This is a genomic window from Streptomyces sp. NPDC008139, assembly GCF_042957025.1.
GTDB lineage: Bacteria > Actinomycetota > Actinomycetes > Streptomycetales > Streptomycetaceae > Actinacidiphila.
This window is the reverse complement of the sequence record NZ_JBIBHM010000011.1, coordinates 215,913-242,333: the sequence shown is the minus strand read 5'-3', so window position 1 is coordinate 242,333 and position 26,421 is coordinate 215,913. Positions and strand designations below refer to the sequence as shown.

The following is a 26,421-nucleotide window of genomic DNA, read 5'->3' as shown; positions in this document are numbered from 1 at the left end:
CACCACCGGCCCGCGGACGCCCGACGGCCCCGGCACTCAACATGAGTGCCGGGGCCGTCGGGCGTGCGAGCGGCCGGTCAGCCGCCGAACTCGCCCATGCCCTTCAGGGCCGCGTCCAGCAGCGCCTGACGCCCGTCGAGCTCCGACTGGAGCTTGTCCGCCTTCGCGGTGTTCCCCGCGGAGCGCGCCGCGTCGATCTGCTTCTGGAGCTTCTCGACCGCCGCCTGGAGCTGACCGGTCAGACCGGCCGCCCGCGCCCGGGCCTCGGGGTTGGTGCGCCGCCACTCGGCTTCCTCGGACTCGGCCAGCGCACGCTCCACCGCGTGCATACGGGCCTCGATCCGCGGACGCGCGTCCCGCGGCACGTGCCCGATGGCTTCCCAGCGCTCGTTGAGCGAGCGGAAGGCGGCACGCGCCGACTTCAGCTCGGTCACCGGGAGCAGCTTCTCGGCCTCGACGACCAGCTCCTCCTTGAGCGCGAGGTTGTCGCGCTGCTCGGTGTCCCGCTCGGCGAACACCTCGGAGCGGGCCGCGAAGAAGACGTCCTGGGCGCCGCGGAAGCGGTTCCACAGATCGTCCTCGGCCTCGCGCTGCGCACGCCCGGCCGCCTTCCACTCCGTCATCAGCTCGCGGTAGCGGGCCGCGGTGGGCCCCCAGTCCGTCGAGTTCGACAGCGACTGCGCCTCGGTGACCAGCTTCTCCTTCGTCCGCCTGGCCTCCTCGCGCTGCGCGTCGAGCGACGCGAAGTGCGCCTTGCGGCGCTTGGAGAACACCGAACGGGCGTGGCTGAAGCGGTGCCACAGCTCGTCGTCCGCCTTGCGGTCGAGTCGCGGCAGGCCCTTCCAGGTGTCGACCAGGGCGCGCAGCCGCTCGCCCGCGGTCCGCCACTGCTCGCTCTCGGCGAGCTGCTCGGCCTCCGCGACAAGCTGCTCCTTGGCGACCTTCGCCTCTTCGCTCTGCTTCGCCCTGGCCGCCTTGCGCTCCTCGCGCCGGGAGTCCACCAGCGCGACCAGCGCGTCGAGCCGTTCGCCCAGCGCCGCCAGGTCGCCCACCGCATGCGCCTCGGTCACCGAGACGCGCAGGTGCTCGATCGCGGCCAGCGCGTCCTTGGTCGCGAGATCGGTGGTCCGCACCCGTCGTTCGAGGAGGCCGATCTCCACGACGAGTCCTTCGTACTTGCGCTCGAAGTAGGCGAGTGCCTCCTCAGGAGAACCCGCCTGCCACGAACCGACCTCCTTCTCCCCGTCGGCCGTACGCACGTACACGGTCCCCGTCTCATCGACGCGGCCCCACGGGTCGCTGCTCACAGCGCCTCCTCCACGTGATGCCCGGCCGGCTCACGGCCGGACATCTTCCACAGAATTTCACCGGTTGGGCCGCACGCCCTGACCGGTCCAACGCCAACATAGGCGACCAGCACCCCGGCTGTCCGCATCCGATGCGGGCCCAATCAGGATTTGCTGACGGTCGCCTTGTTGATCACCACGGTCGCGTTCGGCGCGGTGTTGCCCGTCGTCTGGTCGGCGGGTTGGGCGCCCGCGGCGGCGATTTTGTCGAGCACCTTCATACCGGCGGCGTCGATCGTGCCGAACGGCGTGTAGCTCGGAGCCAGCGGGCTGTCCTTGTAGACCAGGAAGAACTGGCTGCCGCCGGTGTGCGCCTGGCCGGTGTTGGCCATGGCCACGGTGCCCGCCGGGTACGTCACGGTCTTCTGCGCGTCGGCCTTGCCGAACGCCGTCAGATTCTCGTCCGGGATCGTGTAGCCGGGGCCGCCGTTGCCCTGCGCGGTCGGGTCGCCGCACTGGAGGACGAAGATGCCCTCGGTGGTCAGCCGGTGGCACTTGGTGTGGTCGAAGAAGCCCTTGTCCGCGAGGAATTTGAAGGAGTTCGTGGTGTCGGGGGCCTTCGCCGCGTCCAGCGCGATCGGGATCGAGCCGCAGGTCGTCTGGAGCGTGAAGGTGTACTTCGCGCTCTTGTCGATCGCCATCTTCGGCTCGGTCTTCCACTGCTCCGTGCCCGGCGCGCCCGCGTCCGCCTTGCCGCACGGGTCCGGCGCTTTCGAGGGGGTCGCCGACGGCGACGCGCTGGCGTTGGCCGCCGCGTCGTCCGTGGACTTCTTCTTGCCGCTGCTGTCGAAGGCGCCCAGGCCCCAGGCGGAACCGCCGCCGATGACGACCACGGCGAGCACGGCGGCGATCACCGAGTTGCGCGTCCGCGACTTGCGGCGCATCTGCACCCGCCGCTGCTGCTGCCGCTCGAACTTCTCCCGGGCGAGCTGCCGCCGCCGCTGATCCTTGGTGACCACTTCGCCGTCTCCCGGTCGTGTCTCGTGAGTGCTGTGCGATGACTGTGTTTCCGCTGTCCACGACCTGTCGGTAGGCCGTGTGCCGCGGTGTGCTCGAACGCGAATACGCGTGCCGCAGATCTTCGCGGCATGCGCGTCCCCCGTCCAGTCCGCACGCGGTCCGATGAGGGCACAATACGAGTTCGCTGCGGCGGTACGGCGGCCGGTAGGCTCGTGAACGGCCGATATCTCCCGCGGCCGACACCGCGGACGACAGAAGGACGAACGTGCTCATTGCCGGGTTCCCCGCCGGGGCCTGGGGCACCAATTGTTATGTGGTCGCCCCCGCCGCGGGTGAGGAGTGCGTGATCGTCGACCCGGGCCACCTCGCGGTCCAGGGCGTCGAGGACACGCTCGCCAAGCACCGATTGAAGCCCGTCGCCGTCATCCTCAGCCACGGCCACATCGACCATGTCGCCTCCGTCGTACCGGTCTGCGGCGCGCACGACGTGCCCGCCTGGATCCACCCCGAGGACCGGTACATGCTCAGCGACCCCGAGAAGGCGCTCGGCCGCGCCATCGGGCAGCCGCTGATGGGGGAGCTGACCATCGGCGAGCCCGACGACGTCAAGGAACTGGCCGACGGCGCCGCGCTGACGGTGGCGGGTCTGGAGTTCTCCGTCGCGCACGCGCCCGGCCATACCAGGGGGTCGGTGACGTTCAGGCTGCCCGAGACCGCCGACATCCCGTCGGTGCTGTTCTCCGGCGACCTGCTCTTCGCCGGCTCCGTCGGACGCACCGACCTGCCCGGCGGCTCCATGGCCGAGCTGTACGAGTCGCTGGCCCGTGTGTGCCTGCCGCTCGACGACTCGACCGTGGTGCTCTCCGGCCACGGCCCCCAGACGACCATCGGCCGCGAGCGCGCCGCCAACCCCTACCTGGGTGAGGTGGCCCGCGGCCCAGGAGCCGGAGACCCGGCTCCGCGACGAGGATTGTGACGGATTCAGTGAGTTCCGCCGTACGCGCGTTCCAGGCCCCCAAGGGCACCTACGACCTGCTGCCGCCCGACTCCGCGGTGTTCCTCGCGGTGCGCGAGGCCATCGCCGCGCCCGCCCGCCGGGCCGGCTACGGCTATGTCGAGACCCCCGGTTTCGAGAACGTCGAACTGTTCTCCCGCGGTGTCGGCGAGTCCACCGACATCGTGACCAAGGAGATGTACACCCTCACCACCAAGGGCGGCAGCGAACTCGCGCTGCGCCCCGAGGGCACCGCCTCCGTCCTGCGCGCGGCCCTCCAGGCCAACCTGCACAAGACGGGGAATCTGCCGGTCAAGCTCTGGTACTCCGGTTCCTACTACCGCTACGAGCGCCCGCAGGCGGGCCGCTACCGGCACTTCTCGCAGGTCGGCGCGGAGGCGATCGGCGCCGAGGACCCGCTGCTCGACGCGGAGCTGATCATCCTGGCGGTGGACGCGTACACCGACCTCGGGCTGCGCGACTTCCGGCTGCTGCTCAACTCGCTCGGCGACCGCGAGTGCCGTCCGGTCTACCGGGCCGCACTCCAGGACTACCTGCGCGGTCTGGACCTGGACGAGGAGACCCGCGCCCGGATCGAGATCAATCCGCTGCGGGTGCTCGACGACAAGCGCGACTCCGTACAGAAGCAGCTCGCCGACGCGCCGCTGATCCGCGACCACCTGTGCGAGGCGTGCAAGGCGTACCACGAGGAGGTGCGCGCGCTGCTGACCGAGGCGGGCGTGGCCTTCGAGGACGACCCCCGGCTGGTGCGCGGCCTGGACTACTACACCCGCACCACCTTCGAATTCGTCCACGACGGGCTCGGCTCGCAGTCCGCGGTCGGCGGCGGCGGGCGCTACGACGGGCTCTCCGAGATGATCGGCGGCCCCGCGCTGCCGTCGGTCGGCTGGGCGCTTGGCGTGGACCGTACGGTGCTCGCGCTGCGCTCGGAGGGCGTGGAACTGGCCCTTCCCGCGGTCACCGACGTCTACGCCGTACCGCTCGGCGACGAGGCGCGGCGGGCGCTGTTCGGCACGGTCACCGCGCTGCGCAGGGCCGGGGTCGCCGCGGACTTCGCCTTCGGCGGCAAGGGAATGAAGAACGCGATGAAGTCCGCGAACCGCTCCGGCGCCCGATTCGCGCTGGTCGCGGGGGAGCGGGACCTCGCCGAGGGCGTCGTCCAGCTCAAGGACCTGGGCAGCGGCGAGCAGACGGCGGTCCCGCTCGCCGAGGTGGTCGCGAGCGTCAAGGCGCGGCTCGTTTGACCCTCTTCCGTGTACCAGGGCGTGCAGGACTTATCCAGTCCTGACCGCCCTGGTGCACAATGTTGGGTGCCCGCTCCCCACGACCTAAGAGATCGGCGATCATGACGACTTCCGCGTTGGACGAGACGCGTACGGACGGCGGCGCTGATGACGAGCGGCGGCCGGCCGACGGCATCGGAGCAGGGCGCGCGTACACCTGGCTGCTGCTGATCTGCGGCCTGCTCGGCACGGTCGCCGCGTTCGTGATCACCGATGACAAGTTCAAGCTGCTGGAAGACCCGAATTACACGCCCGCGTGCAGCCTGAACCCGATCATCTCCTGCGGCAACATCATGAAGAGCGAGCAGGCCCACGCGTTCGGCTTCCCGAACCCGATGATCGGCATGATCGCCTACCCGGTCATGATCTGCGTCGCGATGGGCATCCTGGCCGGCGCCCGCTACCGTCCCTGGTTCTGGCTCGGCCTCCAGGCGGGCACCCTGTTCGGTGTCGGATTCTGCACCTGGCTCCAGTACCAGTCGCTGTACAGCATCGGCTCGCTCTGCCTGTGGTGCAGCCTCGCCTGGGTCGTGACCATCGCCGCGTTCTGGTACACGGCGGTGCACAACGTCAAGCACCGGATCATCAAGGTGCCCGAGGGTGCGCGCACCGCCGTGCTGGAGTTCCACTGGGTCGTGCCGGTGCTCTGGTACGGGGTGCTCATCCTGCTGATCCTGACCCGCTGGTGGTCGTACTGGAAGACGCTGGTCTGAGCGGGTCCGCCGAGCGGCCCGCCCGCTACAGCGGCGTGACGTAGGCGCCGGAGATGCCGCCGTCCACCAGGAACTCGGCGGCGGTGATGAATCCGGCGTCGTCGCTGGCCAGGAACGCCACGGCGGCGGCGATCTCCTCGGCCGCCGCGAACCGCCCCAGCGGAATGTGCACCAGCCGCCGCGCCGCCCGCTCCGGGTCCTTCGCGAACAGCTCGCGCAGCAGCGGGGTGTCGACGGGCCCGGGGCACAGCGCGTTCACCCGGATCCCCTCGCGGGCGAACTGCACGCCCAGCTCCCGCGTCATCGCCAGCACCCCGCCCTTGGACGCGGTGTACGAGATCTGCGAGGTCGCCGCGCCCATCACCGCCACGAACGACGCGGTGTTGATGATCGCCCCCTTGCCCTGCCGCCGCATGTACGGCAGCGCGGCCTTGCAGCACAGGTAGACCGACGTCAGATTGACCTCCTGCACCCGGCGCCACGCGTCCAGCCCGGTGGTGAGGATCGAGTCGTCGTCGGGCGGTGAGATCCCCGCGTTGTTGAAGGCGATGTCGACCGAGCCGTAGGTGTCGTGGGCGGCCTTGAACAGCGCCTCGACCTGCTCCGGGTCGGTCACGTCGGTGGCGACGAAGAGCCCGCCGGTCTCCTCGGCCGCCGCCCGCCCGCTGTCCTGGTCGATGTCGGCGACCACGACCCTGGCCCCTTCAGCGGCGAACCGCCGCGCCGTGGCCAGGCCGATGCCGCTGCCGCCGCCGGTGATGACGGCGGTACGGCCGACGAGGCGGCGGCAGACCGGCTGCTCCGTCCCGGCGGCGGCAGCCGTGCCGGTCACGTCTGTGCTGTCTGTGGTCTCGGGCATACCCTGCTACTCCTCGGTGCCGATGAAGACGTTCTTGGTCTCGGTGAACGCGGTGAGCGCGTCGGGTCCCAGCTCGCGGCCGAGCCCCGACTGCTTGAAGCCGCCGAAGGGCGTCCAATAGCGCACACTGCTGTGCGAGTTGACGGACAGATTCCCCGCCGCGACACCGCGCGCGAGCCGCAGCGCGCGGCCCAGGTCGCGGGTCCACAGCGAGCCGGACAGGCCGTACGGTGTCGCGTTCGCCAGCCGCAGCGCGTCCGCCTCGTCGTCGAAGGGCAGCACGACGGCCACCGGGCCGAAGATCTCCTCGGTGGCCGCGGGCACGCCGGGGTCGGCCGGGGCGAGCACCGTCGGCGGATACCAGAAACCGGGGCCCTCGGGCGCGGAACCCCGTGCCACGACCGGCAGTTCGGGCGTGACGTAGCCGCGGACCCGCTCGCGCTGGACCGCCGAGATCAGCGGGCCCATCGCGGTCGCCGGGTCCGCCGGGTCGCCGACCCGCACCGCCCGCACGCCGGAGGCCAGCAGGTCGAGGAAGCGGTCGTAGACCTCGCGCTGCACCAGCAGCCGGGTGCGGGCACAGCAGTCCTGGCCCGCGTTGTCCAGGAACGCCATCGGGTCCGCGGCGCGCTCCAGATCGGCGTCCGCGAAGACGACGTTGGGGCTCTTGCCGCCCAACTCCAGCGTGAGCCGCTTCACCTGGGCCGCGCACCGCTCCATGATCCGCTTGCCGACCGCCGTGGAGCCGGTGAAGACGATCTTCCGTACGTCGGGGTGGTCGACCAGCCGCGCCCCGGCGACGGGACCCGCGCCGGGCACCACCTGGAACAGGCCTTCGGGCAGCCCGGCGGCCAGGGCGAGTTCGGCCAGCCGCAGGGCGGTCAGCGGGGTGGTCTCCGCGGGTTTGAGCACGACGGCGTTGCCCGCGGCCAGCGCGGGGGCGAAGCCCCAGGCGGCGATCGGCATGGGGAAGTTCCACGGCACGATGACGCCGACCACGCCGAGCGGTTCGTGGAAGGTCAGGTCGAGGCCGCCCGCCACCGGGATCTGACGGCCGCTCAGGCGCTCGACGCCGCCCGCCGCGTACTCCAGCAGGTCCCGGACGTTGCCCGCCTCCCAGCGGGCGTTGCCGACAGTGTGGCCCGCCTCCCGCACCTCCAGCGCGGCCAGTTCCTCCAGGTGCGCGTCGACCTCGGTGGCGAACCGCCGCAGCAGCCGGGCGCGTTCGCCCGGCGCGAGCGCGACCCAGCCCCGCTGGGCCCGCACCGCGGCGGCGACCGCCGCGTCCACGCCCTCCGGGGAGGTCGCCGCGACCGTCGCGACGACCTCCTCGGTGGCGGGGTTGAGTACGTCGTGGCTCTCTCGCATCGCGTGCGCCCTCACATCCGCTCGAAGGAGCGGAACCGCTCCCAGTCCGTGACCGCGGTGTCGAACTGCCGCTGCTCGATTCGCGCCATGTTCGCGTAGTGCGCGACGACCTCGGGGCCGAACACCTCGCGGGCCAGGTCGCTGCCCGACCACAGCTCGGCGGCCTCCCGCAGTGATCCGGGCACCTGCTCGTACGACTCCGTGTACGCGTTGCCCGTACACGGCTCCGGCAGCTCCAACTCCCGCTCGACGCCGTGCAGTCCGGCCGCGACCATCGCGGCGACCGCCAGATACGGGTTCACGTCCCCGCCCGGCACCCGGTTCTCCAGCCGCAGCGACGGGCCGTGGCCGACCACGCGCAGCGCGCAGGTGCGGTTGTCCCGGCCCCAGGCGACCGCGGTGGGCGCGAAGGAGTCGGGGCGGAACCGCTTGTAGGAGTTGATGTTCGGCGCGAAGAACAGCGAGAACTCCCGCAGGGCGGCGAGCTGTCCGGCCAGGAAGTGCCGCATCAGCGGGGACATCGCGGTGGGGGAGCGGTCCTCGGGGTCGGCCATCGCCGGGGCGCCGTCCGCGTCCCGCAGCGACAGGTGGATATGGCAGGAGTTGCCCTCGCGCTCGTTGAACTTCGCCATGAAGGTGACCGCCATGCCCTCCTGCGAGGCGATCTCCTTGGCGCCGGTCTTGTAGACGCTGTGCTGGTCGCAGGTGGTCAGCGCCTCGTCGTAGCGGAACACCACCTCGTGCTGGCCGAGGTTGCACTCGCCCTTCGCGGACTCCGGGACCAGCCCGGCGCCCGCCATCTCGTTGCGGATGCGGCGCAGCAGCGGCTCGACCCGGGCGGTGGCCAGCACCGAGTAATCGGCGTTGTACTGGTTGGCCGGGGTCAGCCCGCGGTAGCCGCTGTCCCACGCCCGCTCGTAGGTGTCGCGGAAGACCAGGAACTCCAGCTCGGTTCCCGCGTGCGCGGTCAGACCGTGCCCGGCGAGCCGGTCGAGCTGCTGCCGCAGGATCTGCCGCGGCGAGGCGCTGACCGGGCTGCCGTCCTCCCACGTCAGATCGGCCAGCAGCAGCGCGGTGCCGTCCTGCCAGGGGATGCGGCGCAGCGTCGAGGGGTCGGGGCGCATCGCGAAGTCGCCGTAGCCCCGCTCCCAGGACGACATCGCGTAGCCGTCCACCGTATTGAGGTCGATGTCGACGGCGAGCAGGTAATTGCAGCCCTCCGAGCCGTGCGGCAGCACCTCCTCCAGGAAGAACGGAGCCGCGAACCGTTTGCCCTGGAGCCGCCCCTGCATATCGGTGAAGGCCAGGACGACGGTGTGGATCTCGCCCGCCGCCACCAGCGAGCGGAGCGCGCCGACGGACAGGGCTGGAGTGTGTTCTGCCACAGCGGAACCTCTCGGATCGGTCGGAAGACTTAAGGTATGGCTGTGAACCATTGAAGGGAAGGGGGCCTCGCCATGACGGAGCGGATGGCGGAACCGATGGCGGAACCGATGGCCGAGCCGACGGCCGGGTCAGCGGCCGAGCGGCCGGCGGAGCCCCAGGCGCAGGCCGCCGATCCGCTCGACACGGTGCTGCGCCCGGTGCGCGGCGGCAACGGCTTCGAGGAAGCCCTGGAACGGCTGCTCCAAGTGGTCCGGCTCGGCCTGGTCCCCGCGGGCGGCCGGCTGCCACCGGAACGGGAACTCGCCGGGCGGCTGGCGATCAGCCGGGTCACCCTGCGCGAGGCGCTGCGCGTGCTGCACGAGCAGGGCCTGGTCGAGAGCCGCCGCGGTCGCCAGGGCGGCACCTTCGTCCGGCCGAGGCCGCCCGGCGCGGACGGCCTGCCCGGGGACGCGGCGGGCCTGGGAGCGGGAGGTCTGGACGCGGCAGCTCTGGACGACGTGCTCCGCTTCCGCGAGGTGCTGGAGGTGGGCGCCGCCGGGCTCTGCGCCCGCGCGCGCCTCACCGGCGCGGACGCCGACCTGCTGCGGGCCCGGCTGCGCGCCACCGGGGACGCTTCCATCGAGGACTACCGGCGCGCCGACACACTCCTGCACCTCGCGATAGCCGAGCTGTCCGGCTCCCCCTCTCTGGCCCGCCAATACGCCGCCGTCCGGGCCCGGGTCAACCAACTCCTGGACGGCATCCCCATGCTGGTCCGCAACATCGAGCACTCCCAGGGCCAGCACGCCGCCCTGGTCGCCGCCGTCCTGGCCGCCGACGAAGCGCGGGCGCGGCAGACGATGCGGCAGCACCTCGCGGGCACGGCGTCGCTGCTGCGGGGTTTTCTGTCCTAGAACCGGGGCGGACGATCGCGCCGGTTAAGGTACGAGTCCGGACCATTGGCCGACGCGGGAGGACGGGGACGGTGCCGAGGACGCTGCTGGTGGGGGTCACCACCTATCTGGAGCGGGCGCGCTGGGGGCTGTGGGACACCTCCGCCGTCCTGCTGCCCGCCGTCTACCCGCGCCTGGTGCAGGCCGCGGGCGCCGTCGCCGTCCTGCTGCCGCCCGACGCGGCCGGGCACGCACCGGCGGCCGTCGCGCGGATGGACGCGGTGATCGTGGCGGGCGGCCCCGACATCGCGCCCGAGCACTACGGCGCACCACGGCACCCGCGCACCGGGCCGCCCGCACCGGAGCGCGACGGCTGGGAGTCGGCCGTCCTGCGCGCCGCCCTGGACGCGGCCGTCCCCGTCCTCGGGATCTGCCGCGGCATGCAGCTCATGAACGTGCTGTACGGCGGCACGCTCGTCCAGCACCTGCCGGACCGCGTCGGGCACGACGCCCACGCCCCCGAGCCCGGCGTCTTCGGCGAGCACCGCGTCACGCCCGTGCCCGGCACCCTGCTGGCCCGCGTACTGCCGGGCCCCCAGGACGTGCCCACCTACCACCACCAGGCCGTCGACCGCCTCGGCGACGGCCTCACCGTCGCCGCGCACGCCGACGACGGCACCGTCGAGGCCGTCGAGGCGCCCGGCGAGCGCTTCGCCCTCGGCGTGCAGTGGCACCCCGAGAACGGCACCGACCTGCGCCTGGTCCACGCCCTGCTCGCCGCCGCCGCGGACCGGGCTGTCACACCCAGCGCATAGGCTGCCGGAGTGGAGCCAGATCTGTTCACCGCAGCCGCAGAGGACCGTCACGAGCGGGATCCGGGCAGCAGCCCGCTCGCCGTACGGATGCGGCCCCGTACCCTCGACGAGGTCGTCGGCCAGCAGCACCTGCTGCGCCCCGGCTCCCCGCTGCGCCGCCTGGTGGCCGACGGCGGGGGGCCGGCGGGCGCGTCCTCGGTGATCCTGTGGGGGCCGCCGGGCACCGGGAAGACCACGCTGGCGTATGTGGTCAGCAAGGCCACCGACAAGCGCTTCGTCGAACTCTCGGCGATCACCGCGGGCGTCAAGGAGGTCCGCGCGGTCATCGAGAGCGCCAAGCGCCAGGCGGGCGGGTACCAGCGCGAGACCGTGCTGTTCCTGGACGAGATCCACCGCTTCAGCAAGGCCCAGCAGGACTCCCTGCTGCCCGCCGTCGAGAACCGCTGGGTCACCCTGATCGCGGCCACCACGGAGAACCCGTACTTCTCGATCATCTCGCCGCTGCTGTCCCGCTCCCTGCTGCTCACCCTCGAACCGCTCACCGACGACGACCTGCGCGGTGTGCTGCGACGCGCGGTGACCGACGAGCGCGGTCTGGGCGGCGCGGTGACGCTGCCGGACGACGCGGAGGAGCACCTGCTGCGGATCGCCGGCGGCGACGCGCGGCGCGCCCTGACCGCCCTGGAGGCGGGCGCGGGCTCCGCCCTGGACAAGGGCGAGGACACGCTCACCCTGGCCACCCTCGAAGAGTCCGTCGACCGGGCCGCCGTGCGCTACGACCGCGACGGCGACCAGCACTACGACGTCGCCAGCGCCCTCATCAAGTCCATCCGCGGCTCCGACGTGGACGCCGCCCTGCACTACCTCGCCCGCATGATCGACGCGGGCGAGGACCCGCGCTTCATCGCGCGGCGCCTGATGATCTCCGCCAGCGAGGACATCGGCCTCGCCGACCCCACCGCCCTGCCCACCGCCGTCGCCGCCGCCCAGGCCGTCGCCATGATCGGCTTCCCCGAGGCCGCGCTGACCCTCAGCCACGCCACCATCGCGCTGGCGCTCGCGCCGAAGTCCAACGCGGCCACCACCGCGATCGGCGCGGCGCTGGCGGACGTACGGGCGGGCAAGGCGGGTCCCGTGCCCGCGCACCTGCGCGACGGCCACTACAAGGGCGCCGCCAAGCTCGGCCACGCCCAGGGGTACGTCTACCCGCACGACGTGCCCGGCGGCATCGCCGCGCAGCAGTACGCGCCGGACGAACTGCGCGACCGCCGCTACTACGAGCCGACCCGGCACGGCACGGAGGCCCGTTACGCGGACGTCCTGGACCGGGTCCGCGCCCGGCTCGCGGGCGAGGCCCCGGCCTCGGACTGACACACTCCCGGATCAGCGGTCGCGGGCCGCGTCGAAGAGGGCGTGCATCGAGCGGCGCAGCCCGTCGCGGTCGCGGACGGGCTCGGGGAAGTCGAAGCGGGCGTCGAAGACGCTGTTGTCGCCGGTGAAGCGCACGCGCAGCCCGAAGCGGTCGAGCGCCAGCGGCACGGCGCTCAGCGGCGGGCGCGAGCCCGCGAAGGCGCCGTCGCAGGACGCCTCGCGGCGGCCGACGAGGGCGCACAGCAGACCCACCTGGGCGCCGTGGGCGGCGGCGAGGTGCTGGAGCAGTTCGCTCTCGTACCCCGCGAGCGGGTCGGCGGCGGCGTCGGCGAACTCGTCGGGCTCGACCAGGGCGGCGCCCCACAGGTCGTCCAGCGAGATCTCGCCGGTCTCCAGGCGGAGCAGCGTCGTACCGGACTCCATCGCGCCGCCCGGGACGGGTGTCAGCCAGCCCGCGACCCAGGCCCTGCCGCGGATCCGGTGCGGCACCGCGACCGGTGCCACATCCGTGATCTCCAGCACAGCCTCGATCTCCTCGCCGCCAGCGGCCCGCATCGCGCGCACGGCGGGGGATGCGTCGGGGAACAGCAGGAACACGTCGCCGGTGGGCCCCACGGAGCGGCGCACCGGGGTCATGACGTCGGATCCGGCCGTGGCCAGGCCGGGAATCGTCACGACGGCGGACGAGTTATTCTCGACGAGAGTTCGCGCGCGTTCGGCTGCCGAGGGCAGCCGGGGCGCTTCTTCCACTTCGGGACGCGGCTGACCATGTGCTGGTACGCCAGGCATGGGGTTCCCGGGTCGAAACATGCGTTCTCCTCAGCTAAGGTAAGCCTTACCTAATTTACACGGAGGTTCCACGCACGTGAATCAGTCGCGTCCCAAGGTCAAGAAGTCCCGGGCGCTGGGCATCGCGCTCACCCCCAAGGCGGTCAAGTACTTCGAGGCCCGCCCCTACCCGCCCGGTGAGCACGGTCGCGGTCGCAAGCAGAACAGCGACTACAAGACCCGGCTGCTGGAGAAGCAGCGGCTGCGCGCGCAGTACGACATCAGCGAGCGGCAGATGCAGCGCGCGTACGACCGCGCCAAGAAGGTCTCCGGCAAGCGGACCGGCGAGGCGCTGATCATCGAGCTGGAGCGGCGCCTGGACGCGCTCGTGCTCCGTGCCGGTCTGGCCCGGACGATCTACCAGTCCCGCCAGATGGTCGTGCACGGCCACATCGAGGTCAACGGCCGGAAGGTCGACAAGCCGTCCTTCCGGGTCAGCCCGGACGACGTCGTGACCGTCCGCGAGCGCTCCCGCGAGAAGACGCCGTTCATCGTCGCCCGCGAAGGCGGCTGGGCCGGTGAGGGCGAGGCCCCCCGCTACCTCCAGACCAACCTCCAGGCCCTCGCCTTCCGCCTGGACCGGGACCCCAACCGCAACGAGATCCCCGTCATCTGCGACGAGCAGCTCGTCGTCGAGTACTACGCCCGCTGACCCCCTCCGGGGAGGTTGCCGAGGTGGGGCGCCGCGCCCCGCGCGGGAGGCGGTCGGCCCCCGGGGCGCGGTCAACCGGCCGGTGGCCGGGGAACGACGGGAAGCGGCCCCCGGGGCCGGAGGTGACGCCGCCGCCGTGGTCGGTCGCGTAGCGCGTCCCTCAGCCGCCGCTGGGAAGTGCCGCAATACTTACTCGGGGGCGACCACCTCCGCGGGGGCCGCGCTCCTGGCGGGGGCCTTCCGGGCGGGACGCTCGCGGATGGCGGCGGCGGTCGACGGGCGGTGGAGGGCGCGGTGGACCGCCGCGTCCAGCCCGAACCGCTCGCCTTCGCTCAGGGCGGCGGCGTAGGCGTCGTCACCCAGCGCCGCCCGCACGCGCGCCTCGCACAGCACGTGCGGGGCGTTGAAGAAACGGGAGCCGAACAGGCGCAGGCCGACCGAGGCCCACAGGCGCCCCGCGGCGCCCTGGAGGACCGCGGCCTCGTGCGGGGCGCCCTCCTCCTCGGTGATGAGGGCCAGCAGTTCCAGGGCGAGCACCGCGCCGACCAGGTCGCGGAAGGCGTGGTCGATGGCCAGCGCCTCCTCGGCCAGCCGCCGCGCCTCCGCGCGGTCGCCGCCGAGCCAGGCGGCGTAACCGAGGACGTAGAGCGCGTAGGCCAGCGTCCAGCGCTCCCCGTGGTCGTGGCAGATGTCGCGGGCCTCCGCGGCGAGGGTCACCGCCTGGTCCAGGTCGCCCTGGAAGGCCACCGCCATCGCCAACTCGACCTGCGCCATGAGGACGTTGCTGTTGAGTTCGCCGATCCGGCGGTAGCGCAGCAGCGCGTCCCCGATGAACCGCTCGGCCCGCGGCATGTCGTCGGAGACCAGCGCGAGGCAGCCCAGCCGGTGGACCGCGTACGCCATCGCCGTCCCGTTGTCGGCCGCCTCGGCCTCGCTGCGGCACTGCTGGAGCACGTCGAGCGCGGTGACCGAGTCGCCCTGGAGCAGCGTCACATAGCCGTACACCCACATCGCCTTGGCGCGCGCCTCCGAGCGCCCCGCGGCGAGGTCGAGGGCCCGCTCCAGCCAGTGCCTGCCCTCCGCGAGCCGCCCGCAGCCGACCCAGCAGAACCACATGGTGCCCGCCAGATACTGGCCGACGGCCGGGTCCTCCGGCGGCCGGTCCGCGGCGCCGTCCAGACTGAACTCCAACGCCAGCCGGAGATTGGGCAGTTCGGCCTCGACCCGCGCGGCCACCTCCGACTGCCGGGGGCTGAACCAGTCCAGCTCGCACCAGGTGGCCAGCCCCAGGTACCAGTCGCGGTGCCGCCGCCGCATCCGTACGTCGTCGCCGAGCGCGGCCAGCCAGCCCGCACCGTACTCGCGGACCGTGTCCAGCATCCGGTAGCGCACCAGACCGTCGGCGCCCTCCTCGCGGCTGAGCACCGACTGGTCGACCAGCGCGGACACCGTCTCCACGATGTCCTCCTCGGCCAGGTCGGGACCCGCGCACACGTACTCCACCGCGTCCAGGTCGAACCGTCCGGCGAAGACCGACAGCCGCGCCCACAGCAGCCGCTGGCCCGGCGTGCACAATTCGTGGCTCCAGCCGATCGCCGTGCGCAGCGCGCGGTGCCGGGCGGGCGCGGTGGGGTCGCCGCCGGTCAGCAGCCGGAAGCGGTCGTCGAGCCGTTCGAGCACCTGCTCCACCGACAGCGCCCGCAGCCGGACCGCCGCCAGTTCGAGGGCGAGCGGAAGGCCGTCGAGCCGGGCGCACAGCTCCAGGACGGGACCGCTGTTGGCCGGTGTCACGGTGAAGCCCGGCAGCACGGCAGCGGCGCGCTCGGCGAACAGCCGCACCGCGTCGCTGTGGGCGTCCGGCGCGGGCAGCGGTGCCAGCGGCAGCAGCCGCTCCCCGGTGATGCCCAGCGGCCTGCGGCCCGCCGCGAGCACCCGCAGCCCCGGCGCGCGGCGCAGCAACTCCGCGGCGAGGGAGGCCACTTCGGCGTGCACCCGGTCGTAGCCGTCCAAGACCAGCAGCAGCTCGCGGCCGGCCAGCCGCTCGGTCAGCACCGAACGCGTCGAGCGGGTGGTGTGGTCCGCCAGCCGCAGCGCCTCCGCGACCGCGTGGTCCAGCAGCGACGCGTCGCCGAGCCCGGACAGGTCGACCAGACAGACGCCGCCGAGGAAACGGTCCTGCGCGTGCCTGGCGGCCCGCAGCGCCAGCCGCGTCTTGCCCACCCCGCCGACCCCGGTCACGGTGCTCAGCCGGGACTCCGCCGCCGGCGACAACAGCGCGTCGAGCGCCGCGAGTTCGGACGTCCTGCCGACGAAGCCGGTCAGCTCGGCGGGGAGGTTACCCACAGTCTCCATGGTGTACGGAGCGTACTTGACTGTGTGCGGACCGTACAATCCCGTCGCCGAGTAGTGGTATAACGCCCGCGCTTGCCCGGTTGTGGGACAGCCCCGGCGCGCGCGTAATGCGGTACGGACGCGCAGGCCCGGCGCGATAGGGTCGGAGGCCGATGTCGTGGTGAAAACCAGCCGCGGACCGCGGTCGTGAGAGGCGGTCGCGGAAGCGGTCGCGGGAAGCAGCCGTGAGAAGCGGCCGAAACAGCGCGGCGAAGTGTCCGTGAGATGCCGACGGTGAGGGAGCGGAGCAACGTGTCCGGTGCAGAGGTGGCTGGCCTCATCGTGGCGGTCTTCTGGGCGATCCTGGTGTCGTTCCTGGCCGTCGCGCTGGTCAGGCTCGCCCAGACGCTCAAGCGGACCAGCGAACTCGTGGCAGGCATCACCGAGCAGGCCGTACCGCTGCTCGGCGACGCCTCCGACGCGCTGCGCACCGCCCACAGCCAGCTCGACCGGGTCGACACCATCACGGCGGAGGTCGCCGAGGTGACTGCCAACGCCTCCGCGCTCTCCTCCACCGTCGCGTCGGCCTTCGGCGGACCCCTGGTGAAGGTCGCCGCCTTCAGCTACGGCGTACGGCGCGCTGTCGGCCTGCGGACCTCCGGCGGAGCGGGCGCGGCGGCCAACGGTGCGGCGGGCACCGACCGCTCCCGCGCCAGGACCGTCAAGGCAGGCAAGGTGCTCCCCGCCGCCCGGCGCGGCGGCCGTCGCAACCGCTCGAAGGACTGAGGCCACATGTTCCGCCGTATGTTCTGGTTCGTCACCGGCGCCGCCACCGGCGTCTGGGCCACCACCAAGGTCAACCGGGCGCTGCGCCGCCTCACGCCGGAGAGCCTCGCGGCGACCGCGGCCGACCGCGCGCTGGAGACCGGCGCGCGGCTGCGGGTGTTCGCCCAGGACGTACGGGCGGGCATGACGCAGCGCGAGAGCGAACTCCAGGACGCGCTGGGCCTCACCGGCAGCGCCCCGCAATCCGAAACCCCGTCCGAACTCCCGGCACCGCGCCGGAGCATTGCGTACAACCGGAAGGACGAACACTGATGGAGTCGGCAGAAATCCGCCGCCGCTGGCTGCGCTTCTTCGAGGAGCGCGGGCACACCGTTGTCCCTTCGGCGTCGCTCATCGCGGACGACCCGACTCTGCTGCTGGTCCCGGCGGGCATGGTCCCGTTCAAGCCGTACTTCCTCGGTGAGGTCAAGCCGCCCTTCGACCGCGCCACCAGCGTGCAGAAGTGCGTCCGCACCCCGGACATCGAAGAGGTCGGCAAGACCACCAGGCACGGCACGTTCTTCCAGATGTGCGGCAACTTCTCCTTCGGCGACTATTTCAAGGAAGGCGCCATCAAGTACGCCTGGGAGCTGCTCACCGGCTCCCTGGAGGACGGTGGCTTCGGCCTGGAGGCCGACCGGCTCTGGATCACCGTCTACCAGGAGGACGACGAGGCCGAGCAGATCTGGCGCGACGTCATCGGCGTGCCCGCCGAGCGTATCCAGCGCCTTGGCATGGGCCCCAACTTCTGGTCCATGGGTGTCCCCGGACCCTGCGGCCCCTGCTCCGAGATCAACTACGACCGCGGCCCCGAGTTCGGCGTCGAGGGCGGCCCGGCCGTCAACGACGAGCGGTACGTGGAGATCTGGAACCTGGTCTTCATGCAGTACGTGCGCGGCGCCGGTGAGGGCAAGGAGAGCTTCCCGATCCTCGGCGACCTGCCCAGCAAGAACATCGACACCGGCCTCGGCCTCGAACGCCTCGCGATGATCCTGCAGGGCGTGCAGAACATGTACGAGACCGACACCCTGCGCGTCGTCATGGACCGCGCCACCGAACTGACCGGCGTGCGCTACGGCCAGGCCCACGACACCGACGTGTCGCTGCGCGTGGTCGCCGACCACATCCGCACCTCCGTGATGCTGATCGGCGACGGCGTCACCCCCGGCAACGAGGGCCGCGGCTACGTGCTGCGCCGCATCATGCGCCGCGCCATCCGCAATATGCGGCTGATGGGCGCCACCGGACCGGTCGTCGCCGAACTGGCCGACGTCGTCATCAAGACGATGGGCGAGCAGTACCCGGAGCTGATCTCGGACCGCAAGCGGATCGAGACGGTCGCCATCGCCGAGGAGACCGCCTTCCTCAAGGCCCTCAGCGGCGGCACCAACATCCTCGACACCGCCATCACCGAGACGAAGTCGGCCGGCGGCAGCGTGCTCCCCGGCGACAAGGCGTTCCTGCTCCACGACACCTGGGGCTTCCCGATCGACCTCACCCTCGAAATGGCCTCGGAACAGGGCCTGTCGGTGGACGAGGAGGGCTTCCGCCGCCTGATGAAGGAGCAGCGGGACCGCGCCAAGGCCGACGCCCGCGCCAAGAAGACCGGCCACGCCGACCTGTCCGCCTACCGCGAGGTCGCCGACCGCTCCGGCAGCACCGAGTTCACCGGCTACACCCAGAACCACAACGAGGCCACCGTCGTCGGCCTGCTGGTCGACGGCGTCCCGTCGCCCGCCGCCACCGAGGGCGACGAGGTCGAAGTGGTGCTCGACCGCACGCCCTTCTACGCCGAGGGCGGCGGCCAGCTCGCCGACACCGGCCGCATCCGCGCCGACAGCGGCGCGGTGATCGAGATCCGCGACGTCCAGCAGCCGGTGCCCGGCGTCAGCGTGCACAAGGGCGTCGTTCAGGTCGGCGAGGTCACCGTCGGGGCCGGGGTGCTGGCCCAGATCGACCTCGTACGCCGCCGCGCCATCGCCCGCGCCCACAGCGCCACCCACCTGACCCACCAGGCGCTGCGCGACGCCCTCGGCCCGACGGCCGCCCAGGCCGGTTCCGAGAACGCCCCCGGCCGCTTCCGCTTCGACTTCGGCTCCCCGGCCGCCGTCCCCGGCACCGTCCTCACCGACGTCGAGCAGAAGATCAACGAGGTGCTGGCCCGCGAACTGGACGTCACCGCCGAGGTCCTGCCGATCGCCGAGGCCAAGAAACAGGGCGCCATCGCCGAATTCGGCGAGAAGTACGGCGAGCGGGTCCGGGTCGTCACCATCGGCGACTTCTCCAAGGAGCTGTGCGGCGGCACCCATGTGCACAACACCGCGCAGCTCGGCCTGGTGAAGCTGCTCGGCGAGTCCTCGATCGGCTCCGGCGTGCGCCGCGTCGAAGCCCTCGTCGGCGTGGACGCCTACCACTTCCTCGCCCGCGAGCACACGGTCGTCGCTCAGCTCACCGAGCTGGTCAAGGGCCGCCCAGAGGAGCTGCCCGACAAGATCTCCGGGATGCTCGCCAAACTCAAGGACGCCGAGAAGGAGATCGAGCGCTTCCGCGCGGAGAAGGTCCTCCAGGCCGCCGCCGGGCTCGCCGAGAGCGCCGCCGACATCAAGGGCGTCGCCCTGGTCGCCGGTACGGTCCCCGAGGGCACCGGCGCCGACGACCTGCGCAAGCTCGTCCTCGACGTCCGCCAGCGGATCGGCGGCGGACGCCCCGGCGTCGTCGCCCTCTTCACCGTCGCCAACGGCCGCCCGCTGACCGTCATCGCCACCAACGAGGCCGCCCGCGAGCGCGGCATCAAGGCCGGCGAGCTGGTCCGCACCGCGGCCAAGACCCTCGGCGGCGGAGGCGGCGGCAAGGACGACGTCGCCCAGGGCGGCGGCCAGAACCCGGCCGCGGTCCAGGACGCCGTCGAGGCCGTCCATCGCCTGGTGGGCGAGAAGGCGTGACAGACCGTTCGCCGGATCCGAGCCGCCCGGGGCGAGAAGGCGGCATGAGGAGGGGCCGGAGAATCGCGGTGGATGTCGGGGACGCCCGCATCGGGGTCGCCTCGTGCGACCCCGACGGGATCCTCGCCACGCCGGTCGAGACGGTGCCCGGCCGGGACGTGCCCGCGGCGCTGCGGCGGCTCGCCGCGATCGTGGCGGAGTACGAGCCGATCGAGGTCGTCGTCGGGCTGCCGCGCTCCCTCAACGGGGGCGAGGGCCCGGCGGCGGCCAAGGTCCGCGGCTTCGCCCAGCATGTGGCGAAAGTCATCTCGCCGGTTCCGGTGCGCCTGGTGGACGAACGCATGAGTACGGTCACGGCCACGCAAGGGCTCCGCGCCTCCGGAGTGAAGGCGAAAAAGGGACGCTCCGTAGTGGATCAGGCTGCCGCGGTCATTATTTTGCAAAGTGCGCTGGAGACCGAACGGGTGTCGGGTAAAGCTCCGGGCGAGAGCGTCGAAGTGGTCATCTGATCGCGGTACGGTAACGTCTCGCGCGACACGGCGGCGCCCCTCGGGCGCCGCCCGTTTCACAGGGTCGGCAAGCCGGTTGCAGACCGCGTACCAAGGGGACCGATGACTGACTATGGCCGGGGCTCCGGCTCCGAACCGTGGCATCCCGAGGACCCGCTCTTCGGTGACGGCTACGACCAGGCGCAGCAGCCCTACCCGCCGCAGCAGCAGGTGCAGTACCCGCAGGCGGAGTACGACCCCTACGCCACCGGCCAGCACCAGCAGCAGTACCCGCAGCAGCAGGGCGGCCAGCAGTACCCCCAGACCCCGCAGCAGTACGAGCAGCAGGGGTACCCGCAGCAGCAGCCGCAGCACCCGCAGGGTCAGTACCAGCCTCAGCAGCACCCGCAGCAGCACCCTCAACAGCAGCAGTACCCGCAGGCGCAGTACGACGGCTACGACACCGGCTCCCACTCGGTCGGCGGATACGGCCACCAGGACCCGTATGGCGGTCACCAGCCGCAGGATCCGTACGCGGGCGGCCCGCAGCCCGACTTCTACGGGCAGAACGGCTACCCGCCGCCGCAGCAGCCCCAGTACCGGCAGCAGCCGCAGGCGCCGTTCCAGGGCCAGGGGCCCGGACAGGGGCCGGGCGGTCCGGGGCAGGGCGGTCTGAATCAGGGCGCTCCGGGGCAGGGTCAGCCGCAGGCGCCGCTGCACGGGCAGGGGCAGCCACAGGGGCAGGGCCCGGCGCAGGGTGCGCAAGGGGTCCAGGGCACGCAGGGAGGTCACCCGCAGGAGCCGGGCGCGCGCCCGCTGCGGACCGCTCCGGGCAACACCGGCGACTGGGACGCGGGGGAGGACGACGACCCGCGCGAGCACGCCTTCTTCTCCGGCCGTGACGACGACGACGATGACGACGCCCCCGCGACCACCACCACGAGCGGTGGCGGTCGGCGCGCGGGCAAGTCGGCCCCCGCCAAGGGCGGCAAGAAGCGCCGCAGCGGCTGCGCGTGCCTGGTCGTCCTGGTCGTCCTGGGCGGCGGCCTCGGTGGCGTCGGCTACTTCGGCTACAACTTCTACCAGGACCGTTTCGGCCCGGCCCCCGACTACTCGGGCAACGGCGCGGGCGAGGTCCAGGTCGAGATCCCCAAGGGCTCGACGATCACCACCATGGGCAACATCCTCAAGTCCGACGGTGTGGTCAAGAGCGTGGACGCCTTCACCGCCGCGGCCCGCAAGAACCCCAAGGGCCAGTTCATCCAGGCGGGCGTCTACGTCCTCAACAAGCAGATGTCGGCGGCCTCGGCCGTCACGATGATGCTCGACCCCAAGTCCCAGAACGCGATGATCATCGCCGAGGGCATGCGCGACGCGCAGATCTACGACGCCATCGACAAGCGTCTCGGCCTCTCCGCGGGCAGCACGAAGAAGGTCGCGCACGACCAGGCCAAGAACCTCGGACTGCCGGACTGGGCGGACACCGGCTCCAAGGTCAAGGACCCGCTGGAAGGTTTCCTCTTCCCGTCCCGCTACGGCGTCGCCAAGGGCATGAAACCCGAAGCGCTGCTGCGCGAGATGGTCGGCGAGGCGAAGAAGCAGTACGCCCAGTTCGACATGGTCGCCGAGGCGAAGAAGCAGAATCTCAGCTCGCCGCTGCAACTGCTCACCGTCGCCAGCCTGGTGCAGGCCGAGGGCAAGACCGACGACGACTTCCGCAAGATGGCCAAGGTCGTCTACAACCGGATGGTCCCCACCAACAAGGAGACCTTCGGACTGCTCCAGTTCGACTCGACGTACAACTACATCAAGAACACCAGCGCCACGAACATCAGCCTCGCGAAGATCAAGTCCCTGGACGACCCGTACAACACGTACAAGTACAAGGGCCTGCCGCCGGGGCCGATCGGCAACCCGGGCGTCGACGCGCTGAAGGCGGCGATGAACCCCGACAGCGGGAACTGGTACTACTTCATCTCGCTGGACGGCAAGACGACCAAGTTCACCTCGACGCACGCCGAGTTCCAGAAGCTCTACGACCAGTACAACAGCCAGTAGGACCGGGGCACTTCTTCCGTGGACACGACCGGACACCCGGGCACCCGCCGTGCGGCGGTGCTCGGGTCACCCATCGCGCACTCGCTCTCCCCGGTGCTGCACCGGGCCGCGTTCGAGGCGATGGGCCTCGCCGACGAGTGGCGCTACGACCGCTTCGAGGTCGACGAGGCGGCGCTGCCCGGCTTCATCGGCGGCCTCGACCCCGCCGTCTGGCGCGGTCTGTCGCTGACGATGCCGCTCAAGCGGGCCGTGATCCCGCTGCTGGACGAGATCACCGAGACGGCCGCGTCCGTGGAGGCCGTCAACACGGTCGTGCTCGGCCCCGACGGCCGCCGCAGGGGCGACAACACCGATATCCCCGGCATGCTCGCCGCCCTGCGGGAGCGCGGCATCACCTCCGCGCCGTCCGCGGCGGTCCTCGGCGCCGGGGCCACCGCCTCCTCCGCGCTGGCCGCGCTCGCGCGGCTCGGCACGGCCGAGGTCACCGCGTACGTGCGCGGCCCGGCGCGCGCCGCCGAGATGCGGCAGTGGGGCGAACGCCTCGGTGTCGCCGTGCGCGTCGCCGACTGGGCCGACGCCGCCAAGGCCCTCGCCGAGCCGCTGGTCATCGCCACCACCCCGGCCGGCGCCGCCGACCACCTCGCCCCCGCCGTCCCGCCCACCCCCGGCGCCCTCTTCGACGTCCTCTACGACCCCTGGCCCACCCCACTGGCCGCCGCCTGGTCCCGCCGTGACGCCCCGGTCGTCGGCGGCCTCGACCTCCTGGTCCACCAGGCCGTCCTCCAGATCGAGCAGTACACCGGCCACGCCCCCGCCCCCCTCGCGGCCATGCGCGCGGCGGGCGAGGCCGCGCTGCCGCGGGGGTGACGGTTCCGACCGGTCGCTGTCCGCACGGTGGACCGTGTCGGGGCACGGCACGTCGGCGTGGGAGGATCGGGGGACAGGACGGCACGCCGTTGCTCGGGGGCGGCCGGACCGGGACGCGCACATCGAGGGAGCACCGTTGAGCAGGTTGCGCTGGCTGACCGCGGGGGAGTCGCACGGACCCGCACTCGTCGCGACGTTGGAGGGGCTGCCGTCCGGGGTGCCGGTCACCACGGAGTTGGTGGCGGACGCGCTGGCGCGGCGGCGGCTGGGATACGGGCGCGGGGCGCGGATGAAGTTCGAGCGCGACGAGGTGACCTTCCTGGGCGGCGTACGGCACGGCCTCACCATGGGCAGCCCGGTGGCCGTGATGGTGGGCAACACCGAGTGGCCCAAGTGGGAACAGGTCATGTCGGCCGACCCGGTGGACCCGGAGATCCTGGCGGGCCTGGCGCGCAACGCGCCGCTGACCCGGCCGCGACCCGGCCACGCGGACCTGGCGGGGATGCAGAAGTACGACCTGGACGAGGCCCGGCCGGTGCTGGAACGGGCCAGCGCGCGGGAGACCGCGGCGCGGGTGGCGCTGGGCGCGGTCGCGCGGTCGTACCTGAAGGAGACCGCGGGCATCGAGATCGTCTCGCACGTGGTGGAACTGGCCGGGGCGAAGGCGCCCTACGGCGTGGTGCCGGTGCCCGGCGACGAGGAGCGGCTCGACGCGGACCCGGTGCGCTGCCTGGACGCGGACGCGAGCAAGGCGATGGTCGCGGAGATCGACCAGGCCCACAAGGACGGCGACACGCTCGGCGGCGTCGTGGAAGTGCTGGCGTACGGAGTGCCGGTCGGCCTCGGTTCGCACGTGCACTGGGACCGCAGGCTCGACGCACGGCTGGCCGCCGCGCTGATGGGCATCCAGGCGATCAAGGGCGTCGAGGTCGGCGACGGCTTCGACCTGGCCCGGGTGCCCGGCTCCAAGGCGCACGACGAGATCGTGCCGGGCCCCGACGGCATCCGGCGCGCCTCCGGCAGGTCCGGCGGCACCGAGGGCGGCATGAGCACCGGAGAGGTGCTGCGGGTCCGCGCCGCGATGAAGCCGATCGCCACCGTGCCCCGCGCGCTCGCCACCATCGACGTCACCACCGGCGAGGTCGCCCAGGCCCACCACCAGCGCTCCGACGTGTGCGCGGTGCCCGCGGCGGGCATCGTCGCCGAGGCGATGGTCGCCCTGGTGCTGGCCGACGCGGTAGCCGAGAAGTTCGGCGGCGACTCGGTCGTACAGACCCGGCGCAGCGTCCGCGGCTTCCTCGACAACCTGGCGATCCAGTGACCGGCCCGGCGATCGTCCTCGTCGGCCCGCCCGGAGCGGGCAAGACCACCGTCGGCCGCGCGCTCGCCGACCGGCTGGGCACCACGTACCGCGACACCGACGCCGATGTGGAGGCCGTCGCGGGCAAGCCGATCCCCGAGATCTTCATCGACGACGGCGAGCCGCGCTTCCGCGAGCTGGAACGCGCCGCGGTCCGCGCCGCCGTCGCCGAGCACGAGGGAGTGCTGTCGCTGGGCGGCGGCGCCGTCATGGACGGCCCCACCCGCGACCTGCTGGCCGGTCTGCCGGTGGTCTTCCTCGACGTCGGCCTGCACCAGGCCGTCCGCCGCGTCGGCCTGGACGCGCCGCGCCCGCTGCTCGCGGTCAACCCGCGCCAGCAGTGGCGCGAGCTGATGGACGTACGCCGCCCGCTGTACACGGAGATCGCCCGCGCCGTGGTCAGCACCGACGACCGCACCCCCGAGGACGTGGCCGAGGCCGTCCTCGACGCACTCCAACTGAAGGACGCATGAGCGAGAACGACGCGGTGGCGCCCCCCACCCGTATCCAGGTCGGTGCCACGGCGGGCACCGAGGCGTACGAGGTGCTGGTCGGTCACCAGCTCCTCGGCGAACTGCCGGGACTGATCGGGCCCAAGGCGCGCCGGGTGGCCGTCCTGCACCCCGAGGCGCTGGCCGGGACCGGCGAGGCGATCCGCGAGGACCTCGCGGAGCAGGGCTTCGATGCCATCGCCATCCAGCTCCCGAACGCCGAGGAGGCCAAGACCGCCGAGGTCGCCGCCTACTGCTGGAAGGCGCTCGGCCAGACCGGCTTCACCCGCACCGACGTGATCGTCGGCGTCGGCGGCGGCGCCACCACCGACCTGGCCGGTTTCGTCGCCGCGACCTGGCTGCGCGGAGTGCGCTGGATCGCCGTGCCCACCACCGTCCTCGGCATGGTCGACGCGGCCGTCGGCGGCAAGACCGGCATCAACACCGCCGAGGGCAAGAACCTCGTCGGCGCCTTCCACCCGCCCGCCGGAGTCCTCTGCGACCTCGCCGCGCTCGCCTCGCTGCCGGTCAACGACTACGTCAGCGGCCTCGCCGAGATCATCAAGGCCGGATTCATCGCCGACCCCGGCATCCTCGACCTGATCGAGTCCGACCCGGCCGCCGCCCGCCGCCCGGAGGGCCCGCACACCGGCGAGCTGATCGAACGCGCCATCCGGGTCAAGGCCGAGGTCGTCTCCGCCGACCTCAAGGAGTCCGGCCTCCGCGAGATCCTCAACTACGGCCACACGCTGGCGCACGCGATCGAGAAGAACGAGCGCTACAACTGGCGGCACGGCGCCGCCGTCTCCGTCGGCATGGTCTTCGCCGCCGAACTCGGCCGCCTGGCCGGGCGGTTGGACGACGCGACCGCCGACCGGCACCGCGCAGTCCTGGAGTCCGTCGGACTGCCGCTGACCTACCGCGGCGACCAGTGGCCGAAGCTGGTGGAGACCATGAAGGTCGACAAGAAGTCCCGCGGCGACATGCTGCGCTTCATCGTCCTCGACGGACTCGCCAAGCCGACCGTGCTGGAGGGCCCCGACCCGGCCGTCCTGCTCGCCGCCTACGGGGAGGTCTCCGCGTGACCACCCGCGTCCTGGTGCTCAACGGCCCCAACCTCGGGCGCCTCGGCTCCCGCGAGCCCGACGTCTACGGCGCGACCTCGTACGCGGGTCTGGTCGAGGAGTGCACCAAGCTCGGCGCCGAGCTGGGCTTCGACGTCGAGGTCCGCGAGACCAACGACGAGGCGGAGCTGATCGGCTGGCTGCACGAGGCGGCCGACGGCCGGATTCCCGTCGTCCTCAACCCCGGCGCCTTCACGCACTACTCCTACGCGATGCGCGACGCCGCCGCGCAGCGGACCGCGCCGCTGATCGAGGTGCACATCTCCAACCCGTACGCGCGCGAGACGTTCCGGCACAACTCCGTCGTGGCCGCCGTCGCCTCCGGTACGGTCGCCGGATTCGGCATCGGCTCGTACCGGCTGGCGCTGCGCGCCCTCGCGGAGGACGGCGCCTCCTAGAGGGGCACCTTGGAGGAGCGCGGCTCGTTCACACAACGGCCGTCAGGGGCTGTACCGTTCCGTGTCGAA

At 72.3% G+C, this 26,421-nt stretch carries 24 protein-coding genes; 17 read left to right on the top strand and 7 right to left on the bottom strand.

Translation table 11 applies throughout. The features are described 5' to 3' along the window. Window positions 1–77: 77 nt before the first annotated feature. Both ACFZBB_RS24485 and ACFZBB_RS24480 read right to left on the bottom strand, forming a co-directional pair. Window positions 78–1,307 carry a DUF349 domain-containing protein gene (locus tag ACFZBB_RS24485; RefSeq protein WP_391126125.1) on the bottom strand — a complete coding sequence of 410 codons (1,230 nt, stop codon included), beginning with the start codon at window positions 1,305–1,307 and terminating at the stop codon, window positions 78–80. Window positions 1,308–1,450: 143 nt separating this feature from the next. Next, the gene (locus tag ACFZBB_RS24480) at window positions 1,451–2,305 is read right to left on the bottom strand and encodes a peptidylprolyl isomerase (protein WP_355332507.1); all 855 of its coding nucleotides are present in this window, start codon (window positions 2,303–2,305) and stop codon (window positions 1,451–1,453) included. A 266-nt stretch (window positions 2,306–2,571) separates the two neighbouring features. On the opposite strand from ACFZBB_RS24480, the gene ACFZBB_RS24475 reads away from it, so the two are divergent. The 3 genes from ACFZBB_RS24475 (at window position 2,572) to ACFZBB_RS24465 (ending at window position 5,317) form a co-directional block, all read left to right on the top strand. Continuing rightward, on the top strand, window positions 2,572–3,282 hold the full coding sequence (locus ACFZBB_RS24475) for an MBL fold metallo-hydrolase (protein ID WP_391046608.1): 711 nt from the start codon (window positions 2,572–2,574) through the stop codon (window positions 3,280–3,282). After that, window positions 3,279–4,565, top strand: coding sequence for a histidine--tRNA ligase (gene hisS, locus ACFZBB_RS24470; protein WP_391126122.1), 1,287 nt, complete (start codon window positions 3,279–3,281; stop codon window positions 4,563–4,565). Before ACFZBB_RS24475 ends, hisS begins: the two co-directional genes overlap by 4 nt. A gap of 101 nt (window positions 4,566–4,666) precedes the next feature. Beyond that, window positions 4,667–5,317 (top strand): vitamin K epoxide reductase family protein, encoded by a 651-nt coding sequence (locus tag ACFZBB_RS24465; RefSeq protein WP_391126119.1) that lies wholly within the window; start codon window positions 4,667–4,669, stop codon window positions 5,315–5,317. A 25-nt stretch (window positions 5,318–5,342) separates the two neighbouring features. Here the strand turns inward: ACFZBB_RS24465 and ACFZBB_RS24460 are convergent, their stop codons facing one another. From ACFZBB_RS24460 to ACFZBB_RS24450, 3 genes are read right to left on the bottom strand one after another with little or no spacing between them, the layout of a single operon-like run. Further along, window positions 5,343–6,176, bottom strand: a complete 834-nt coding sequence (locus tag ACFZBB_RS24460) for a 3-oxoacyl-ACP reductase (RefSeq protein WP_355332501.1) — start codon at window positions 6,174–6,176, stop codon at window positions 5,343–5,345. 6 nt (window positions 6,177–6,182) lie between these two features. Continuing rightward, on the bottom strand, window positions 6,183–7,544 hold the full coding sequence (locus ACFZBB_RS24455) for an aldehyde dehydrogenase family protein (RefSeq protein ID WP_391126116.1): 1,362 nt from the start codon (window positions 7,542–7,544) through the stop codon (window positions 6,183–6,185). 11 nt (window positions 7,545–7,555) lie between these two features. Continuing rightward, complete coding sequence (locus tag ACFZBB_RS24450) at window positions 7,556–8,929, bottom strand: glutamine synthetase family protein (protein ID WP_391126113.1); 1,374 nt, start codon at window positions 8,927–8,929, stop codon at window positions 7,556–7,558. 108 nt (window positions 8,930–9,037) lie between these two features. Between ACFZBB_RS24450 and ACFZBB_RS24445 the strand changes: the two genes are divergently transcribed. The 3 genes from ACFZBB_RS24445 to ACFZBB_RS24435 all read left to right on the top strand — a co-directional run bounded on the left by ACFZBB_RS24445 (window position 9,038) and on the right by ACFZBB_RS24435 (window position 11,988). Further along, window positions 9,038–9,823, top strand: coding sequence for an FCD domain-containing protein (locus ACFZBB_RS24445; protein ID WP_391126298.1), 786 nt, complete (start codon window positions 9,038–9,040; stop codon window positions 9,821–9,823). Between the two features lie 71 nt (window positions 9,824–9,894). Then, window positions 9,895–10,617, top strand: a complete 723-nt coding sequence (locus ACFZBB_RS24440) for a gamma-glutamyl-gamma-aminobutyrate hydrolase family protein (protein WP_391126110.1) — start codon at window positions 9,895–9,897, stop codon at window positions 10,615–10,617. A gap of 9 nt (window positions 10,618–10,626) precedes the next feature. Further along, window positions 10,627–11,988, top strand: a complete 1,362-nt coding sequence (locus tag ACFZBB_RS24435) for a replication-associated recombination protein A (protein ID WP_355348717.1) — start codon at window positions 10,627–10,629, stop codon at window positions 11,986–11,988. A gap of 12 nt (window positions 11,989–12,000) precedes the next feature. Here ACFZBB_RS24435 and ACFZBB_RS24430 read toward each other — a convergent pair whose 3' ends face one another. Then, on the bottom strand, window positions 12,001–12,720 hold the full coding sequence (locus tag ACFZBB_RS24430; protein WP_391126295.1) for a DUF2470 domain-containing protein: 720 nt from the start codon (window positions 12,718–12,720) through the stop codon (window positions 12,001–12,003). 133 nt (window positions 12,721–12,853) lie between these two features. Here ACFZBB_RS24430 and rpsD point away from each other — a divergent pair, with 133 nt between their 5' ends. Continuing rightward, window positions 12,854–13,468 carry a 30S ribosomal protein S4 gene (gene rpsD, locus ACFZBB_RS24425; protein ID WP_188285197.1) on the top strand — a complete coding sequence of 205 codons (615 nt, stop codon included), beginning with the start codon at window positions 12,854–12,856 and terminating at the stop codon, window positions 13,466–13,468. Between the two features lie 189 nt (window positions 13,469–13,657). Here rpsD and ACFZBB_RS24420 read toward each other — a convergent pair whose 3' ends face one another. After that, window positions 13,658–15,820: an ATP-binding protein gene (locus ACFZBB_RS24420; protein ID WP_391126107.1), complete on the bottom strand. Its 2,163-nt coding sequence runs from the start codon at window positions 15,818–15,820 to the stop codon at window positions 13,658–13,660. A gap of 291 nt (window positions 15,821–16,111) precedes the next feature. On the opposite strand from ACFZBB_RS24420, the gene ACFZBB_RS24415 reads away from it, so the two are divergent. The 10 genes from ACFZBB_RS24415 to aroQ all read left to right on the top strand — a co-directional run bounded on the left by ACFZBB_RS24415 (window position 16,112) and on the right by aroQ (window position 26,352). Continuing rightward, the gene (locus tag ACFZBB_RS24415; RefSeq protein WP_391126104.1) at window positions 16,112–16,585 is read left to right on the top strand and encodes a DUF948 domain-containing protein; all 474 of its coding nucleotides are present in this window, start codon (window positions 16,112–16,114) and stop codon (window positions 16,583–16,585) included. Between the two features lie 6 nt (window positions 16,586–16,591). Beyond that, window positions 16,592–16,897: a DUF6167 family protein gene (locus tag ACFZBB_RS24410; RefSeq protein WP_391126101.1), complete on the top strand. Its 306-nt coding sequence runs from the start codon at window positions 16,592–16,594 to the stop codon at window positions 16,895–16,897. Continuing rightward, on the top strand, window positions 16,897–19,566 hold the full coding sequence (gene alaS, locus ACFZBB_RS24405) for an alanine--tRNA ligase (RefSeq protein WP_391126099.1): 2,670 nt from the start codon (window positions 16,897–16,899) through the stop codon (window positions 19,564–19,566). The genes ACFZBB_RS24410 and alaS overlap by 1 nt, the downstream gene beginning before the upstream one ends. A 44-nt stretch (window positions 19,567–19,610) precedes the next feature. Then, window positions 19,611–20,075 (top strand): Holliday junction resolvase RuvX, encoded by a 465-nt coding sequence (gene ruvX, locus ACFZBB_RS24400; protein ID WP_355348851.1) that lies wholly within the window; start codon window positions 19,611–19,613, stop codon window positions 20,073–20,075. Between the two features lie 102 nt (window positions 20,076–20,177). After that, the gene (mltG, locus tag ACFZBB_RS24395) at window positions 20,178–22,112 is read left to right on the top strand and encodes an endolytic transglycosylase MltG (protein ID WP_391126095.1); all 1,935 of its coding nucleotides are present in this window, start codon (window positions 20,178–20,180) and stop codon (window positions 22,110–22,112) included. Window positions 22,113–22,130: 18 nt separating this feature from the next. After that, a complete protein-coding gene (locus ACFZBB_RS24390) occupies window positions 22,131–22,979 on the top strand; it encodes a shikimate dehydrogenase (protein WP_391126092.1) in 849 nt (282 codons plus the stop codon). Between the two features lie 136 nt (window positions 22,980–23,115). Beyond that, a complete protein-coding gene (gene aroC / locus ACFZBB_RS24385) occupies window positions 23,116–24,300 on the top strand; it encodes a chorismate synthase (RefSeq protein ID WP_391126089.1) in 1,185 nt (394 codons plus the stop codon). Next, window positions 24,297–24,812 (top strand): shikimate kinase, encoded by a 516-nt coding sequence (locus ACFZBB_RS24380; protein ID WP_391126086.1) that lies wholly within the window; start codon window positions 24,297–24,299, stop codon window positions 24,810–24,812. The genes aroC and ACFZBB_RS24380 overlap by 4 nt, the downstream gene beginning before the upstream one ends. Continuing rightward, window positions 24,809–25,915 (top strand): 3-dehydroquinate synthase, encoded by a 1,107-nt coding sequence (aroB, locus tag ACFZBB_RS24375; protein WP_391126084.1) that lies wholly within the window; start codon window positions 24,809–24,811, stop codon window positions 25,913–25,915. The genes ACFZBB_RS24380 and aroB overlap by 4 nt, the downstream gene beginning before the upstream one ends. Next, complete coding sequence (aroQ, locus tag ACFZBB_RS24370; RefSeq protein WP_391126081.1) at window positions 25,912–26,352, top strand: type II 3-dehydroquinate dehydratase; 441 nt, start codon at window positions 25,912–25,914, stop codon at window positions 26,350–26,352. Before aroB ends, aroQ begins: the two co-directional genes overlap by 4 nt. Window positions 26,353–26,421 lie beyond the last annotated feature (69 nt).